Origin of the sequence: Mesorhizobium sp. M6A.T.Ce.TU.002.03.1.1 (genome assembly GCF_003997275.1) — a bacterium.
Lineage (GTDB): Bacteria > Pseudomonadota > Alphaproteobacteria > Rhizobiales > Rhizobiaceae > Mesorhizobium > Mesorhizobium mediterraneum.
Window position 1 is genome coordinate 12,038 of record NZ_RZTI01000013.1, and the last position, 16,116, is coordinate 28,153.

General features: G+C 62.2%; 14 protein-coding genes. 3 read left to right on the top strand and 11 right to left on the bottom strand.

Annotated features, from left to right (window positions below; all coding sequences use genetic code 11):
- Window positions 1-5: 5 nt before the first annotated feature.
- The 4 genes from EOC93_RS06435 to EOC93_RS06450 all read right to left on the bottom strand — a co-directional run bounded on the left by EOC93_RS06435 (window position 6) and on the right by EOC93_RS06450 (window position 6,112).
- Window positions 6-2,201: a tetratricopeptide repeat protein gene (locus EOC93_RS06435; RefSeq protein WP_127204195.1), complete on the bottom strand. Its 2,196-nt coding sequence runs from the start codon at window positions 2,199-2,201 to the stop codon at window positions 6-8.
- Between the two features lie 724 nt (window positions 2,202-2,925).
- The gene (locus EOC93_RS06440) at window positions 2,926-4,083 is read right to left on the bottom strand and encodes a mandelate racemase/muconate lactonizing enzyme family protein (protein WP_127204160.1); all 1,158 of its coding nucleotides are present in this window, start codon (window positions 4,081-4,083) and stop codon (window positions 2,926-2,928) included.
- A gap of 130 nt (window positions 4,084-4,213) precedes the next feature.
- A complete protein-coding gene (locus EOC93_RS06445) occupies window positions 4,214-5,149 on the bottom strand; it encodes a LysR family transcriptional regulator (RefSeq protein WP_127204161.1) in 936 nt (311 codons plus the stop codon).
- 69 nt (window positions 5,150-5,218) lie between these two features.
- Complete coding sequence (locus EOC93_RS06450; RefSeq protein ID WP_127204162.1) at window positions 5,219-6,112, bottom strand: LysR family transcriptional regulator; 894 nt, start codon at window positions 6,110-6,112, stop codon at window positions 5,219-5,221.
- 91 nt (window positions 6,113-6,203) lie between these two features.
- Here EOC93_RS06450 and EOC93_RS06455 point away from each other — a divergent pair, with 91 nt between their 5' ends.
- Genes EOC93_RS06455 through EOC93_RS06465 form a run of 3 tightly spaced genes read left to right on the top strand, consistent with a single transcriptional unit; the run spans window position 6,204 to window position 8,627 of the window.
- A complete protein-coding gene (locus tag EOC93_RS06455; RefSeq protein ID WP_127204163.1) occupies window positions 6,204-6,989 on the top strand; it encodes an SDR family oxidoreductase in 786 nt (261 codons plus the stop codon).
- A 10-nt stretch (window positions 6,990-6,999) separates the two neighbouring features.
- Entirely contained in the window at window positions 7,000-7,704 is a 705-nt protein-coding gene (locus EOC93_RS06460) for a ribonuclease activity regulator RraA (RefSeq protein WP_126105639.1), read from the top strand.
- Window positions 7,701-8,627 carry a dihydrodipicolinate synthase family protein gene (locus EOC93_RS06465; protein ID WP_126105640.1) on the top strand — a complete coding sequence of 309 codons (927 nt, stop codon included), beginning with the start codon at window positions 7,701-7,703 and terminating at the stop codon, window positions 8,625-8,627. Before EOC93_RS06460 ends, EOC93_RS06465 begins: the two co-directional genes overlap by 4 nt.
- A gap of 61 nt (window positions 8,628-8,688) precedes the next feature.
- On the opposite strand, the gene lhgO is transcribed toward EOC93_RS06465, so the two are convergent.
- From lhgO to EOC93_RS06500, 7 genes are all read right to left on the bottom strand, one after another.
- Window positions 8,689-9,888, bottom strand: a complete 1,200-nt coding sequence (gene lhgO / locus EOC93_RS06470) for an L-2-hydroxyglutarate oxidase (RefSeq protein WP_127204164.1) — start codon at window positions 9,886-9,888, stop codon at window positions 8,689-8,691.
- Window positions 9,889-9,902: 14 nt separating this feature from the next.
- The gene (locus EOC93_RS06475; RefSeq protein WP_095482826.1) at window positions 9,903-11,411 is read right to left on the bottom strand and encodes a tripartite tricarboxylate transporter permease; all 1,509 of its coding nucleotides are present in this window, start codon (window positions 11,409-11,411) and stop codon (window positions 9,903-9,905) included.
- A 25-nt stretch (window positions 11,412-11,436) separates the two neighbouring features.
- Window positions 11,437-11,904 carry a tripartite tricarboxylate transporter TctB family protein gene (locus EOC93_RS06480; protein ID WP_095482825.1) on the bottom strand — a complete coding sequence of 156 codons (468 nt, stop codon included), beginning with the start codon at window positions 11,902-11,904 and terminating at the stop codon, window positions 11,437-11,439.
- A 58-nt stretch (window positions 11,905-11,962) separates the two neighbouring features.
- Window positions 11,963-12,940, bottom strand: a complete 978-nt coding sequence (locus tag EOC93_RS06485) for a tripartite tricarboxylate transporter substrate binding protein (RefSeq protein WP_095482824.1) — start codon at window positions 12,938-12,940, stop codon at window positions 11,963-11,965.
- A 79-nt stretch (window positions 12,941-13,019) separates the two neighbouring features.
- Window positions 13,020-14,192: a mandelate racemase/muconate lactonizing enzyme family protein gene (locus tag EOC93_RS06490; RefSeq protein ID WP_095482823.1), complete on the bottom strand. Its 1,173-nt coding sequence runs from the start codon at window positions 14,190-14,192 to the stop codon at window positions 13,020-13,022.
- 25 nt (window positions 14,193-14,217) lie between these two features.
- Window positions 14,218-14,895, bottom strand: a complete 678-nt coding sequence (locus tag EOC93_RS06495; protein ID WP_095482822.1) for a GntR family transcriptional regulator — start codon at window positions 14,893-14,895, stop codon at window positions 14,218-14,220.
- Window positions 14,892-16,010, bottom strand: coding sequence for an Ldh family oxidoreductase (locus tag EOC93_RS06500; RefSeq protein WP_095482821.1), 1,119 nt, complete (start codon window positions 16,008-16,010; stop codon window positions 14,892-14,894). The genes EOC93_RS06495 and EOC93_RS06500 overlap by 4 nt, the downstream gene beginning before the upstream one ends.
- Window positions 16,011-16,116 lie beyond the last annotated feature (106 nt).

The following is a 16,116-nucleotide window of genomic DNA, read 5'->3' on the forward strand; positions in this document are numbered from 1 at the left end:
CGAGCTCAATTCACTGTCACGAAGTGAAACACCATACCTGCATTGACATAAGAATACCCGTTGCCGGCAGCGTCCCTGCGTCTGTAGACGGGACCACAGATGGGGCGCCCAAACATATTTTCGCTATGCTCACATAAGAGGTCGCGATCGACGTAGACCCTCTCGGTGAGCATTCGTGTCATCGTGCGGAAGACTGCCGTGCCGTCCTGTTCTATCTGCATAATGGCTGGAAGCCCGTCGGGTTCGATGTTGCCTTTCAAGGTCTTGCCAACAACAAGAGATGCGATTTCCGCGCCGTTCAACCGGTCCTGTTCATCGGCGGTGAAGCCGAACGGCCATTCGGGAAGTCCTGCCAGGCGTAGGGCGTCGATGATCGGCGCCAAATCCTCAGCGTTGCGAAGATGGGCATAGTGATTCCGAAACGCGTCCAACGACCGCAGTCGAGCCAAGGATTCGGTCTTCGTCACCAGCCGGAGGCCGTCCGCAATCGCCGCTTTGGCGTCCTCTGTGCGGCCGGCGCGGGAATAGGCCGCTGCGAGCAGAATCCTAAGGCTGCCCGCCTCTGGAGCATCGTCGCGAGCGCGCTCGAGAGTCTCAATGGCTTTCCTGGTGTCCCCGAGCAAAAGCAAGACAACCCCGACAACCTCCCGGTCTATCGGAGCCAGATTGGGATCAAGCTTCAATGCCGTCTCGACCGCCAATGCCGCTTTGTTATGGTTGCCGGCGAACAGCTGGATATAACCAACGGCAATTTGCGTCGCAGCGTCTCCGGAGCCTAATGCGACAGCACGCTCCGCCGAGGCGATCGCATCTTCATAGCGGCGATCCATGACCTGCATAATCCCGAGAACGGCGTAGGGCGATGAAAACTCCGAATCGAGCTCCAAAGCACGGCTTGCCTTCTCATATGCTCTCTTTCGCGCAAGCGCGCTCTGAATGATATCATCGGAGGCAGTGCGCCAAAGATAGACACTCAGCCGTGCGTCGGCGGCGAAGGCCTCGGCGAAGGTGGGGTCGAGCTTCTGCGCCTTCTCATACAGCGCAAGCGCCTCGCGCAATCCGTCGCCTCGACCGGTGCGCGCCTCCCGCTCCGCACGGAGGTAGGTATCATAGGCTTCGAGATTTGCAGTCGGCGGGCGTGCCATTCGCTCGCTCTCGGCTACCGAAGCTTGGACGCCGAGCGCCTTGGCGATTTCCCGGCTCATCTCGTCCTGGACTGCAAACACGTCCGCGATGCCGCGATTGAACCGATTAGCCCATAGATTGTCGCCAGTGGCGATATCGATGAGTTGCGCGTTGAGGCGGATTTGATCGCCGGTCCGCCTCACGCTGCCGTCAACGACAAATTGCACGCCAAGGTCACGCCCAACATCTGCCAAAACGAGGGGTTTTCCTTTGTAGGCAAAGACGGAGTTACGGGCGATCACATCGAGCCCGGAAAGCTTCGCAAGGTCGGTGATCAAATCTTCGGTGATGCCGTCGGCAAAATAGTCCTGGCCAGGATCGCCGCTCAGGTTCGTAAACGGCAGTACTGCAATGGATGGCTTTTCGAGCGCGGAGAGCTTTTGCCATTGCCATGCAAAAATGCCTGCAAGCAAGACGATGAGCAGCGCTGCTACTCCTGCCAAAATCATGATGGGCGAACCTGGCCGGCGTGGCGCCGCTAAGATCTTCCCCGCATCTCCGGGATCGAGCAGAACCCGATAGGCGCGAACCGGATCGGCGATATTCTTGAGGCGCTGCCCTCCGAGATCCGCAAAGCCGACATCCACTTTGTGCGCTGCGTGATCGAACGCCGTGCCGGAGATGCAAATTCCGCCGGGCACTGCGATCGCCTGCAGACGGGCGGCGATGTTTACCCCGTCGCCGTAGATATCGTCACCCTCAACGATGATATCACCGAGATTGACACCAATGCGAAACCGGATTTGCCGGGCTTCGGCGATGCCCTTGTTGCGGTCGGCCATCCGGCGCTGGATTACAGCAGCACACTGGACGGCATCGACGACGCTGGCGAACTCGACGAGCGCGCCGTCGCCCATGAGCTTGATCATGCGGCCGTGGTGCTTCTTGATCTCGGGGTTGATCAGTTCGCGACGGCAGCTCTTCAGTCCCTCGAGCGTGCCTACCTCGTCCTCGCCCATGAGGCGGCTGTAGCCAACCACGTCGGCAGCAAGTATTGCCGTAAGCCGTCGGTCCATACGTGCCGTGCGCCTTCCCTGGTCGGTCGTAGCGGCTTTACCTTTCACCCTATTCTAGTCCTGCTTCGGACGCGAGCGTGCTTTAGCTATAGCTAGCGGATGGCGGGGTTACTCGGCATACGCAACGCGCCGGTCCTTCCATCCACGAGAGTTCTGAACGGAAAGCTCTCTCGACAAGATGTCCGCTTAGGTCATCAGCGCCGGCTTGGCTGAGTGTCCGCTTTGGAGACGCCGAAATGCTCTGGGAATGACCGGAATGGGTCAGATCGCGTCGATGCTCCCCAAGGTCCTGAATGTCCGCTTCCACCCCTTTAACGGCTGAAAGCCGACCGTCCGCTTCCGGCCCCAATCGAGACGTTCCTCGCCCCGCCGTGTCCCGAACCTTTTGTGGACCCGTCACGGCTTCGGCGATGTCGATGTCTGGGCCGTTGAGATGGATGCGGGCAAAAACCCATCGAGGCTCACGGCGCTGAACATCTAGCCGCATCAAGAAGCCGGATATACGTCAGCAGTTGTGACCATCAACCGGATTCAGCTAACCTGTTGCAATCGGGCGGGGTCCTATACGTTCCCACATATGAGTCAGAGCCCGTTTTGCGCGAAAGGCTGGGATTCCCATTCCATGGGTCATTGACAGGGAAGGGCAGATGGCGGGACAGGCAGCAAACTTCGCTCGCCGGCCGCGTTGGGCCAATCTACCTTACTAAGCCGACGCCTGGCCGCGCTACATTTGCACCGCGAATTCCTCGATCAGGCCATCCTTCGGCTCAAGCCCCAGCCCCGGCTCCTGCGACACACGCAGATAGCCATCCTCGGGTTGTGGGACGCTCTTGAAGATTGCGTTGTAGGCCATCCACTTGTGGAAGTGGTATTCGACCAGTCCGCCGTTCGAAATCCCGGCATGCAGCGCGATGTTATGCGGGCCATTGCCGTTGCCGTGCGAGAGCGGGATATGGAACATCTTGGCAAGGGCGGCGGTGCGGATCGCTGCTGAGTAGCCGCCGTCATTGTTGACATTGGGCTGTATGTAGTCGACTGCGTCGGCCAGGATCAGGTCGCGCGCGGAGAACTTCTCATTCTCTGCGGCAGCGACCGGGATGGTCGTTTTCGAACGCAGCTCGCGCAGCAGCCTCGGGTCGTTGTAGTAGAGCGGCTCCTCGACGAAGCTGATGTCGAGTTCCTCGCATCGCTTGCACAGTTCCGCTGCCTGGGCCAGATTCATGCGCAGATTGCCGTCCATCGCGAGCTTGACATTCGGGCCGACAGCCTCGCGCATCGCCTTCATGCGGATGTAGTCATCCTTGGGATCGGGAATGGGCTGGCGGCCGACAGTGTTCTTGAGATGGTTGTTGCCGAGTTTGACGAGGTGGGCCGCCTCCGCGGCGAGTTCCTCCGGCGAATAAACGGGGGCGTTGTCATAGGCCGCGCCATGCGTGACATAGACCGGCACCTTGTCGCGCGCGCCGCCCAGCAGGTGATGCACGGGCTGGCCGAGCATCTTGCCCTTGATGTCCCATAGCGCGATGTCGATCATCGCCAGCGCCGAGATCAGCGTCCTGCCGAGCGGCCGCTCGAAGCTGGCGCGATCGAACAGCAGGGGAATGCGTTCGGTGCGCATCGGGCTCTCTCCGATGATCGTCGGCGCGATGTATTTGTTGATCAAGTCGATGGCGACGTGATGGGTGTAGCCGCTGGTCGCCCAACCGACGAGGCCGTCGTTGGTCTCGACCTGGAGAAGCAGTGCGCCTTCCTTGTTCGGCTTGTCGCGATAGGGCGGCGGCGTGATCGGAATGTTGGCGAGCTTGTGCGCTTGGATACGAGCGATCTTGCTCCTGGTCTCGACGACATTGTTGTCCTGTTGGACATAAACATCCTGAAGCACGACTTCCCTCCTTTCCCGACGTTCCGTGTGCCGGGAAGGCACTGTCTAGCGGAAGCCGAACTTCAGAAAAAATTCAAAAATCCTATCGATTATTCCGAAAATCTGAAGTCGCCTTTGATGGCGCCGGCCTTCAGGCCTGGCGCAGCGACATCCGGATCAATTGCGCGAGCCGTTCGGCGGCCGGCGAAAGTTCCTTGCCGCGCTTGCGCACGATGCCGTAGCGGTGAATGAGCTCGGGCTCGACGATCTGGTAGACGCGCGACTGGTTCGGCTCCGCGAAACGGACGATCGACTGGGTGAGAATTGCCGCGCCGATGCCGGCTTCGGCCATCGCGACGAGTGTCTCCGCCTGGATGCAGCGGTACCGCACGTTCAGCGCGATGCCGCGAGCGGCGGCCTCGCGCTCGAACATCGCACCCATCAGGGTGGTGGTGTGGTAGTGGAGCAAGGGCAGGCTGGACAGTTCCGCCAGCGTGATGGTGCGACGATTGTGCGGACACATCCGCGTGGGGATCAGCGCGTGCAGCGGATCGTCGAGCAGCGGCTCGAAATCGAGGTTCGGATCGCCTGAGATCGGGCCTATTCCGAAATCGACAGCATCGGCCTGTATCACCCGGTAAAGGTCGGCGGACTTAAGTTCCGACAAAAGCATCTTGATTCCCGGATAGTCGCGTTCGAACTCGGCGAGGATACGCGGCAGATGGGTCGAGGCGATCGTGGGCGCGCAGGCCAGCGCGACCTGGCCGCGCCGGATGGCTAGTGCCTCCTGGACGTTGCGCAAGCCGATGCCGACCTCTTGCAGGCCGCGCTGCGTGCTGGCGAACAATTTGCTTCCTTCAGGCGTGAGCTTCACGTCGCGCGTGGTGCGGTTGAACAGCTTGGCGCCGAGTTGGTCCTCGAGCTGCTTTATCTGCATGCTGATGGCGGACTGCGAACGATGTGCCCGGTCGGCGGCCTCCTTGAAGCTGCGGTTTTCGGCGACCAGCATAAAAGTTTGCAACAGCTTGAGGTTGACCCGCGCCAAAGCGGCCGCATTCGCGTCCAGCGGCGGTTTCAGTTCGCTCATTGGTGTCGCACCCTAGGATCCTCCTTGGCCATGCCAGCGCGGCCGGAGTCATGGTCTCAGCCAGGCGGATCAAGCATCGTCGGCCCTCTTCCCGCCTGACGAGACTGCCGCAAAAGCGTCCAGAAGAACACCCACCAGCCGTCCTGAAGGCGCGCTGCGCGGCCACAACATGCCGATCTCGCGCACCAGCGGCGGGCCCGGCAGCGGTAGGCGCGCGACCGACAGCCCCTCCGGCCATGGCGGCGCCCAGTCGGGCAGAACGGAAACACCGAGACCGTTGCTGACCATCACGGCTATGGCTTCCAACGAATCCAACTCGAGCCACTCCCGGGGCCGAAGCTTCTGGCGGCGCAGCCACTCGTCGGCCAGCCGGCCACCCCAGTTGTTGCGGTCATACCGGATGAAAGGCAGCGTTGCGAGCAACTGTTCCGGATCGCCAGTGGCGAGGGCGCTCGGCGCAAGCAGGATCATAGGCTCGGTCCGAAGCACGCTCCAATGCAGCGATTTTGGGATTGGAAAGGGCGGCCGAACCAATATGGCCGCGTCGATGCTTCCGTCGCCCAGCGCCTGATAGAGATCAGTGGAAGTGCCGGGGAGAACGAAGACCTCGACCGAAGGAACCGTGTCGACAAGGTGCCGGAGGGCGGGCGCAAGGATGCCGGTCAGCGCGGTCGACACGGCGCCGAGCCTCATCTCACCTGATGGCGAATCGGTCTGTGCAAGCGTTTTCAGGTGGCGGATGTCGCCAAGGATTCTGCGGCTTTGTTCCAGAATTGCATGGCCGGCGTCGGTCGGCTGCACCACGCGGCCCGCGCGTACCAGTAGCCGCTTACCGAATTCGTCCTCCAGGGCCTGCATGCGCTGGGCCACGGCGGCCGGCGTGATTGCCAGACGGCGGGCCGCCTCGGCCAGCGAACCGAGTTCGGCCACAAGGAGGAAGGTTTCGAGAAAGCGTGATTCCATCGATAGAAAAACTATCATCAAATTATACGGCAAGCCATGTTTTCTTCTGTACGGGGTTGATGATAATCCGCCTTGAATTGGAGGGTTTCCTGTGGATCTCGAACTGAAGGGTAAGGTCGCGCTCGTCTTTGGAGCCGGCGGCGGGTTGGGCGGGGCGATCGCGCGGTCGCTGGCCGGCGAAGGCGTGCGCGTGGTCGTCGCCGACATCGATGAAGCGGCTGCGGAAAACACCACCTCGGCCATCAAGGGCGCCGGCAACGAGGCGCTGACAATGGGCTGGGATGTCGGCGACCTGTCGACGATCGAGGGACGCCTGGCCTCGATCGAGAAGGCCTTCGGCTCGGTCGACATTCTGGTGAACAATACAGGCGGCCCGCCGCCGACGCCGGCAGCCGGTCAGTCTTCGCAGGACTGGTCGAAGTTCTTCGACAGCATGGTGCGTTCGGTGATTGCCGTCACCGACGCGGTGCTGCCCGGCATGCGCCAGCGCAAATGGGGCCGCATCATCACCTCGACGTCCTCCGGCGTGGTCGCGCCGATCCCTAATCTCGGCATGTCGAACGCGCTCAGAATGGCATTGGTCGGATGGTCCAAGACGTTGGCGGCCGAAGTCGGCCGCGACAGCATCACCGCCAATATCGTTCTGCCCGGGCGCATCGCCACGGGACGCATCACCTTTCTCGACGAACAGAAAGCCAAGCGCGAGGGGCGCTCGGCCGAGGAAGTAGCCGCTCAAAGCACCGCGTCCATTCCGGTCGGGCGCTATGGCCGACCGCAGGAATATGGCGATGCGGTCACCTTCCTGGCTAGCCCGCGCGCATCCTATATCACCGGCTCCGTCATTCGCATCGACGGCGGCTTGATCCCCAGCATCTAAGGAGACCCCGATGACCCTCGACCCGAAAGTCGTAGAGACCCTGCAGGGCGTCTCCACCGCGACCCTCACCACGGTCCTCCTGAAGAAGGGCCTGCGCAACGTTTGGATGCGTGGAACCAAGCCTATCCGTCCAGGCCAGCCGCGCGTGGTGGGGCCAGCCTTCACTTTGCGCTTCGTGCCGGCGCGTGAAGACCTCGCCACCCCGGCAAGCTGGGCCTCGCCTATTTCGACCCGTGCGGCGATCGAGGCGATGCCCGAAGGTTGCGTGGCGGTGGCTGACGCAATGGGCGTGCTCGACGCCGGTATTTTCGGTGATATCCTCTGCGCGCGCATGGCCAAGCGCAATGTCGCCGCATTGATCACCGACGGCGCGATGCGCGACGCCGCGGGCGTGCTCGGTACCGGCCTCAACGTATGGTGCAACGGCATTTCCGCGCCGCCGTCAGTGGCCGGTCTCACCTTCGTCGGCTGGCAGGAGCCGATCGCATGCGGCGGCGTGGCGATCTTTCCCGACGATATCGTGGTGGTGGACGATGACGGCGCGGTGTTGATCCCCGCGGCATTTCTCGAGCAGGTGCTGGCCGAAGCGCCGGAGCAGGAGACGATGGAAGCGTGGATCATGACCGAGGTCGACCGCGGCGTGCCGCTGCCCGGTCTTTATCCGATGAACGAGGAGACGAAGGCGCGCTATGCCGCTTTCGCGAAGAAGACATGACCTTCGGCGTCGATGCCAAAGGCGTCTACCCGATCGCGGCGACGCCGTTCAATGCGGACATGTCGGTCGACTACGACTCCGTCGACCGGCTGACGGAGTTCTACCAGGATGCCGGCGCCGCCGGCATGACAATCCTCGGCATTCTGGGCGAAGCCCAGAAACTGGAGCCCGAGGAATCGCTGACAATCGCAAGGCGCGTGATCGCGCGCTCGCGTGTGCCTGTCGTGGTTGGAGTGTCCAATCCGAGCTTTGCCGCCATGCGCAGGCTGGCGCGCGAGGTGACGGATGCCGGCGCAGCCGGCGTGATGCTGGCTCCGGCCTCGCACCTGCGCAGCGACGAGCAGATCGCCGCCTATTTCCATCACTGCGTGGAAGCAATCGGTCCGGACGTACCCTGGGCCCTGCAGGATTATCCGCTGACGCTATCGGTGGTCCTGTCGGTGCCGATGATCTCGCGCATAATGAAGGAACATCCGTCCTGCGTCATGCTGAAGGCAGAGGACTGGCCGGGACTTGAGAAAATCTCGGCGATCCGCAAGCTCCAAGCCGCGGGCGACCTGCGGAAATTCTCGATCCTGACGGCCAATGGCGGACTGTTCCTCGACTTCGAGCCGGAACGCGGTTCGGATGGCGCGATGACGGGCTATGCCTTTCCGGACATGCTGGTCGAACTCGATCGGCTGCACCGCGAAGGCCAGCGCGACGCAGCGCACGACCTTTTCGATGCCCACCTGCCGTTGATCCGTTTCGAGCAGCAACAGGGGATTGGCCTCGCGGTGCGCAAATACGTGCTGATGCGGCGCGGCGCCATAACATCGGACGTGCAGCGCAGCCCGCGCTCGTCGCTGACGCCGGCCGGTCGATCCGAAGTCGACTACCTACTGGAACGGTTGGCTCGAAAGGACCCACGCGCCAGGCTGTGACGATGCATGCCGAGCGCCTGCCGCGGGATACGCGTGGGGCAATGATTGTATCGGGCCCGGATCATTGTGACCGCTCCTCGATCCGATCGACGATCATCTTCGCGATGGGCATGGCGGACGTCGCCGCGGGCGACGGCGCGTTGCAGACATGCAACTGGCGCGGGCTGTCGAGGAAGAGGAAATCGTGCACCAGCGTGCCATCGGCCAGAACCGCCTGCGCACGGATGCCTGCGCCTGGTTGGCCAAGGTCCGGGAGTTCGAGCGAAGGGCAGTATTTACGGCACTGCTCCAGGTAGCCGCGGCGGAAAATCGAGTTGCGGAACTCGTCGATCCCTGACGTGAGGTTCTTGCGGGCCATTTTCCAGAAGCCGCCGAAGGTGAGCATCTGGGTGACATCGCCCAGGTCGATGCTGCCCTTTTTGTAGCCTTCGCGATGAAAGCCCAGCACGGCGTTGGGCCCAACTGTCACCCGTCCGTCGATCATGCGTGTCAGGTGGATGCCGAGGAACGGCAGATCCGGATCAGGGATCGGATAGATCAAGTGCTTGACGATCGTCGATTTCGCGTCGGGCAATGTGTAATATTCGCCACGGAACGGCACGATCTGGTGGGTGGGATTGAGCCCGGCAAGCCTCGCAAGCCGATCCGACTGCAGCCCGGCGCAGGCAACAAGCTGCTCGGCGCGGATCGCTTCGCCATGATCGGTGGTCACCACCACGCCGGTGTCGTCTTCCGAGATGCCTTTGACGCGGGTGCCGGTCATCAGTTTGGCACCATTCGCCTTGAGACCCTCGGCCAGAGCGTCGCAGATCAGCTTATAGTTGATAATGCCGGTCGACGGCACGAGCAACGCGCCCAGGCCAGCGATGTTTGGCTCGATCTCATGCAGACGCGCCGCGCTTACCTCCTCGAAGCCAATGCCATTCTCCAAAGCGCGATGCTTTAGCGCTTCCATGCGCTCCATCTCGACCGGGCTGGTGCCGACAAGCAGCTTCCCGCACACCTCGAACGGAATGTTGTTGTCTCGCGCAAAGGCTTTCGTGGCCTTCGCTCCCTCGCGGCAGAGCTTCGCCTTCAAGGAGCCGGGGGCGTAGTAGATGCCGGCATGGATAACACCGCTGTTGTGGCCGGTCTGGTGCTCGCCGAAACCGGCCTCCTTTTCGATGACCAGGATGCGAGCCGCCGGATCGCGGGCCAGGATATCGGAGGCGGTGGCAAGCCCGACGATGCCGCCGCCAACGATGCAATATTGAAATGTCATATACCGCAGTCCTGTCAGACCTCAGCCTCGTCCGCGGCGATCTTCTTGCGCCCGGTCAGCTTGAGGAAGAGTGGGATCGAGAGCACGAGAACCGTGGCGATGAACAGCCCCAGGGCAATGGGCCGCTCGATGAAGACGAGCAAGTCGCCCTGCGATTGGATCAGCGTGCGGCGGATGTTGCGCTCCAGCAGCGGTCCCAACACCAGGCCGAGGATCAGCGGCACGGCTGGATAATCGAGCCTGGCAAGGATGATCCCGGCACCGCCTGCCAAGATGGTCAGCATCACATTGAACGTCGAATTGTCGATGGCGAAGACACCGTAAACGACGATCGCAATGACGATTGGATAGAGATAGGCTGTCGGAACGAAAAGCGCCGCCGCCAGCAGCGGAGTCAGCAACAGCGTCAAGAACACAAGTGCCAGGTTGCCGATGGCGAAAGAGCCAAACACCGACCAGACAAACTGCGGATTCTCGGTGAACAGCAGCGGGCCCGGCTGCAGGCCGATCATGATCAACCCGCCCATCATCACCGCCGTGGTCGCCGAGCCCGGGATGCCAAGCGTGAACAGCGGGATCATCGCGCCGTAGGACGCTGAATTGTTGGCCGCCTCCGGCGCTGCCACGCCCTCGACGATGCCGGTGCCATATTTTTCGGGCGTCGGCGACAGGCGCTTGGCGAGTGCGTAAGAGAGCATGGTCGCTGCCGAGGCGCCGACGCCGGGGAGGACGCCCACGAAGAAGCCGAGCACCGACCCTTGCAGCAGTTGCCAGCGTGTCTGAACGGCATCGCTCATCCTCGGCAACAGCGAGGCGAAAGTGTATTTGGCAACCGGTTTGTCCACGTTCGCCTCAAGGGAGGTGAAGATCGCGGTAAGCCCGAACAGGCCGACAGCGACGATGGAGAAGTCGAGCCCATCGAACAGGTTCATCGACCCGCCGGTATAGCGCGGCAAGGCGGAAATGGGATCGAGTCCCACCATGCCCAGCCACAAGCCCAGCGCCAACGCGACGAAACCCTTGAAGGCGTTGCGGCCGCCCAACACGCTGAGCAGCGAAAGCGCAAAACACATCATCGCCGTCATCTCGGTCGGGCCAAAGGCGAGTGCATAGCGCGATACCGGAACCGAAAGAGCCACCAGCCCGGCTATGCCGAGAAGACCCCCGACGAAGGAGGCGAAGACGCTCGTCCCCAGCGCCCGCCCGGCCTCGCCTTTCTGGGCCATCGGATAGCCATCGATGACCGTCATCACGGAAGGCGCGTCGCCGGGAATGCCGAGCAGGATCGACGTGATGGCGCCGCCGAACATCGAGCCATAGTAGACACCACCGAGGCACGCGATTGCCGCGACGCCGCCGAAGCCTGCCGCCACCGGCAGCATGATCGCAACGCCGGCGGTCGGTCCGAGGCCAGGGAGCGCACCGATCAGCAAGCCGACCACAGCGCCCAGTATGGTGCAGGCGAAGATTGCCGGATCGGTGGCGGCGAGAATTCCGTCCCACAACAGCGCAAGCGTTTCCATCGCGGTACCTCTCTTGGGTGGCCGATTAGAAGCCGAGCAGTCCCCTGGGGGTCGGCACGCCCAGGAGATTTTGGAACAGCAGCAGAAGGATGATCGGCGTGATCACAGACACCGCCGCAAGCTTGACAAAGAAAACCGGGCCCGGTTCGGTCCGCAGAGCCAGGCCGATCGCCGCCATAGCCAGCATGGTGGCGATCATCATGCCGAGATACGGGGTCAGCCAGACGGCGATCAGCAGCGCCGCGATCACGACCCCGGCTTTTGCCGCCTCGCGGCCCGATATGCCCGGGCCAAGCTTCTCAACCCCGCCAAGCGCCCGGTATAGATTTATTGCGCTGAGCAAAGCGATCGACGAACCGATGATGATGGGGAAGAGACCGGCCCCGGGCGTGGTGCCCTGCATCAGGCCATAACCGATGCCTGTGTAGATCAGCCAGAGACCGAAGATTATCAGCAGTGCGGCGACCAGTAGGTCGAGCCGTTGAACGCTCATCGCTTTCCTCCTCGCGACGGATGGGAGCCACCATTTCGGGTGGCTCCGAGCAACGTCACTATTTGATGATGCCGAGTTCCTTCATCATCGTCTCGTAGCGCGCGTTGGTGCGCTCGAGCACTTGCTTGAAGCCTTCCGCGTCAACATAGTCCGGGATGTCGTGGAAGCGGTCGATATACTGCTTCTTCCACTGCTCGCTGGTCGCAACCTTTTGCAGGATGCCCTCCCAGTAGGTTACGACTTCCGGCGGAACGTCCGCGGGCATGACCAGTCCGCGAAGCTGGGTGTGCAGAATCTCGCCATATCCGAGTTCCTTGAAGGTCGGGATGTCGGGGAAGGCCGGCGAACGCTCGGCCGACGTGATCGCGAGTGGCCGCAGCTTGCCGGCCTTCATCTGCGCCATCGCCTCGGATGGGTTGAGAAAGCCGACGTTTACATGTCCGCCGAGCAGCGCCGCCATCACCTCGCCCTCACCGTCGAACGGCACTGAGTCAATCTGGATGCCGAGCGCGTTGGACGTCATCTTGGCCAGCAGTGCCGCGTCGGAGACGACGCCCGTCGTACCGGTGGTGAAGCGCGGCGTCTTCTTCAGGTCGTCAAGCTTCTGGTATTCGCTAGAGGTAGGAACAACCATGATGTAGGGCGACTGCGCGATCGCAGCGAGTGGAGTGAAGTCCTTGTAGCTCACCGGCGAGCCACCCAGGAGTGGCGTTGTGAAAAAGCTGACGCTGACGGTCGCCAGATGATAGGGATCACCCTTTTCCTTGGCGACTACACTGTAGCCGACCGCGCCCGAGCCGCCTGTACGGTTCTCAGGCAGGATCTTCACAGGGATCAGCTTCATCTCCTCGATCACGCCGGCGATGGTGCGGGCGAGCGTATCGCTGCCGCCGCCGGCGCCGAACGGGATTATCATTTTGATGTCCTTGTCCGGATACTCCGCTGCCGCGGCGCTGACCGCGATGGCCGCAGCTGTGAGCAAACCGAGGCCGACAACGCGGCCATGGTTGACGAAGTTCGAGAGTCCGTAGGTCATAGTCATTTCCTCCCAGTTAGAACTTGGAACAGCACCGGAACCGATCGAACCATTTTTGGCGGTCCCGGGGCTGCGATTGTCAGGCGTTCTTCTTTTCGATGGTTTCACGCAGCAGGTAGCCGTGCGCATCACGACCGGTGAACTGGCTACCTTTGGGATCCTTGACTCGGCCATCCTTTAGCGCTTCGTAATTCGGCGTGAAGCCAAGGCCCGGCGCGTCCGGGATTGTCATCTTGCCGTTCACGGGGTCGGGCGTGCCGTTGAAGAAATGTTTTCCGGTCATCCACATGCCGTAGTGGAATTCGACCGGGCCGCCATTCATTACGCCCGCCAGAATGTGCATGTTGAAGATCGGCCAGCCGCCGCCATTGGCCATCGGCAGATTGAAGGCCTGGGCGAGGTGCGCCACTTTGAGCGCCTCGGTGTAGCCGCCATTGTAGAGGACGTTCGGCTGCAGCACGTCCACCGCGTGGTGGACGACGAGTTCGCGGAAGCGCCAGCGGTTGCCTTCCATCTGGCCGGCGGCGATTGGAATCTTGACGCGGCTGCGCAGGTCGGCAAGCGCACGCGCGTCGTTCTGCTGGATCGGTTCCTCGAACCATTTCAGGTTCGCGTCTTCCACGGCCTTCGCCAGCATGAAGGCGTCATGGGGGTTGAAGTAGCAGTTGGCGTCGATCATGAGGTCGACGTCGGGGCCGATTGCCTCGCGTGCGGCATAGACGCGACGCACGTCGTCCTTCCAGGTACGCGTCGGCTCGCCGCCGACGACCATCTTCAGCATGGTGTGCCCGTCGGCCAGAAACTTCTTGGCGTAGTCGGCGATCTGCTGCTCGTCGAAGAACGGGTAGCCAAACGTCGCATAGGTGTAGGCCTCGCGGGAATAGCCGCCCAGAAGCTCCGAGACCGACTTGCCGACAATCTTGCCCTTGAGGTCCCACAGCGCGATGTCGATCGCCGAGAGAGCGTTGGAAATGACACCGGTATAGGCGCGGTTGTTGAGCTGCTTCCATACTTTGGAGTGGATAGCCTCGGTGTGGAAGACATCCATGCCCTTGATCAACGGAAATATATGATCCTCGATGCAGGGCATGGTCGACCAAGGCAGGAACTGGCCGGTGCAGCCGAGCCCCTTGAGGCCCGTGTCGGTCTCGACCTCGACAAAGACGAACATGCGAGATTCGATGGATTCGCCGATGCCAGGCAAATCGATCTCGTGGCGATGCAGGCTGGCGGTGATGTTTGCAATTTTCAAGTGAGATCTCCTTGGGACAAATGGGTCATATGGCGGCCACGGCGGCCGCCGCATTTTCGATGGATGCCTTCCAGCGTGCCTTGCCGTTGAGGACGTGCTCGAGCCCACGCTGCCGAGCGAGCTCGACGTCGCCGCGCTCGATCGCTTCGGCGATGCTGCGATGCTCCAGATTGGTCTGCTCCGGCGATGATAGCGAGCGCCGCAGGACATGGGTTTCCCGGATCAGGTCGTTGTAGACGCGGCGCGCACAGGAATGATCGGCGATACGGCCGATCAGTTCGTGGAACGCAAGGTTGATCTCGTAGTAGCGCACGATCCGGCCGGCGGCGATCGCCGTATCCATGTCGGCTATCAGGCGCTTGAGCTTTGCCGCTTCGGCTTCGGTACGCCGTTCCGCTGCCCGCGCGCACATCAGCCCGGTGAGCAACGAGCGCACGTCGTAGTTTTCGGCAATCTCGCGGTGGGACATTTCACGGACGAAGACGCCGCGCGCCGGAATAGCGATGAGAAGGCCCGCCTCGACAAGTGCCCGCGTCGCTTCGCGCACCGGCGCTCGGCTCACGGCCATCTGCCCGGCAAGCACCGCCTCGTTGATCCTGCTGCCGGGCTGTATGTCCCCCGTGAGGATCATCCGTTCTATTTCGCTGTAGACGCGAGCGCTCAGGCTTTCGGATCGTTCGATCGGTCTTGCTGCAAATGTCACGTCTTCGCCCTCGGTTCACTGTCGCCAGCCAACTGTAAACTGTCGACAGAAGCAGGCGCAAGCACCCAGTCGGCGCCGGATTCCTGGGCTATCCGATGGAGACGGCGATGCAGGCCGGGCCCGATGGGAATGCCTGTCTTCTCACGCTCGGCGCGGACCTTGCGCTCCGGGTCGCCGGCCACCTGGACAGGTTTTAGCGGGTCCACGGGGGGTGTTGCGCGCAGATCGTCGCAGAAGCGGGCAACGTCGGCGCGGAAGTCTGCAATCGGACGGAACAAGGCGGGGTTGATGGCCATGAAGAAGTGACCGACATCGAGGCCCCATGGCTGTTTCGAATGGTTGGGATCGGTGATCAGTGTGGAGCCGGACAGGCACGAGGCGAGGATATTGACCATCGCAGCCAGCCCGTAACCCTTGTAGCCGGCGCTCTCCGCCGCGCCGCCCAGCGGCGACAGGAAGCCTCCCTCCATCACCGCTTTCGGGTCGAGCGTCGGCACGCCCTTCCCGTCCATGCCCCAGCCCGACGGCATGAGTTGGCCTTCGACGATCTTGTTCCGGACCTTGCCGGACGCCACCGTCGTCGTGGCCATGTCGAGCACGAAGGGCCGGCCGGGCTCGGCGGGGGCGGCGAAGGACCACGGGTCGGTGCCGAAGCGCGCCGCCGCGCCGCCGGTCGGCGGAACCCGAATGCCGAATACGCTGGTGGCGGCGATGCCAATCAGATCGTGATCGGTGGCCTTGGTGGTGAAGTAGCCCAGCGCGCCGAAATGACCGGAATTGCGGACCGACACCACGCCGACGCCGGCTGCCCTTGCCTTGGCGATCGCGGTTTCCATCGCTCGTATGGCGGGATCGTGGCCGAGGCCGCCGTCCCCGTCGAGCAGGGCGCTGACCGCCGTCTCCTGCACGATTGCGGGCTTCGACTGAAAGTTGATCGGCCGCGTCTGCCGTCGTTCGTTGTATTCGACCAACAGCGCGATGCCGTGGCTTTCGAGGCCATGGAGATCGGCCCAGGCCAGCACGTCCGCCGATTTCTCCGCCTTCTCCGCAGGCATGCCCCAGGCGCGGAAAATGCTCATCGCCTGACGGCGGTGCGTCTCGAAATCATGCCTCATCCTGACCTCCCGGGGAAGGCTGCGCCATGATCGACAGCCATCCGAGGATCAAGAATAAGGAATCGACCGATCGAAAAACAATGTCAGCTTCAATTGATTTAAACGA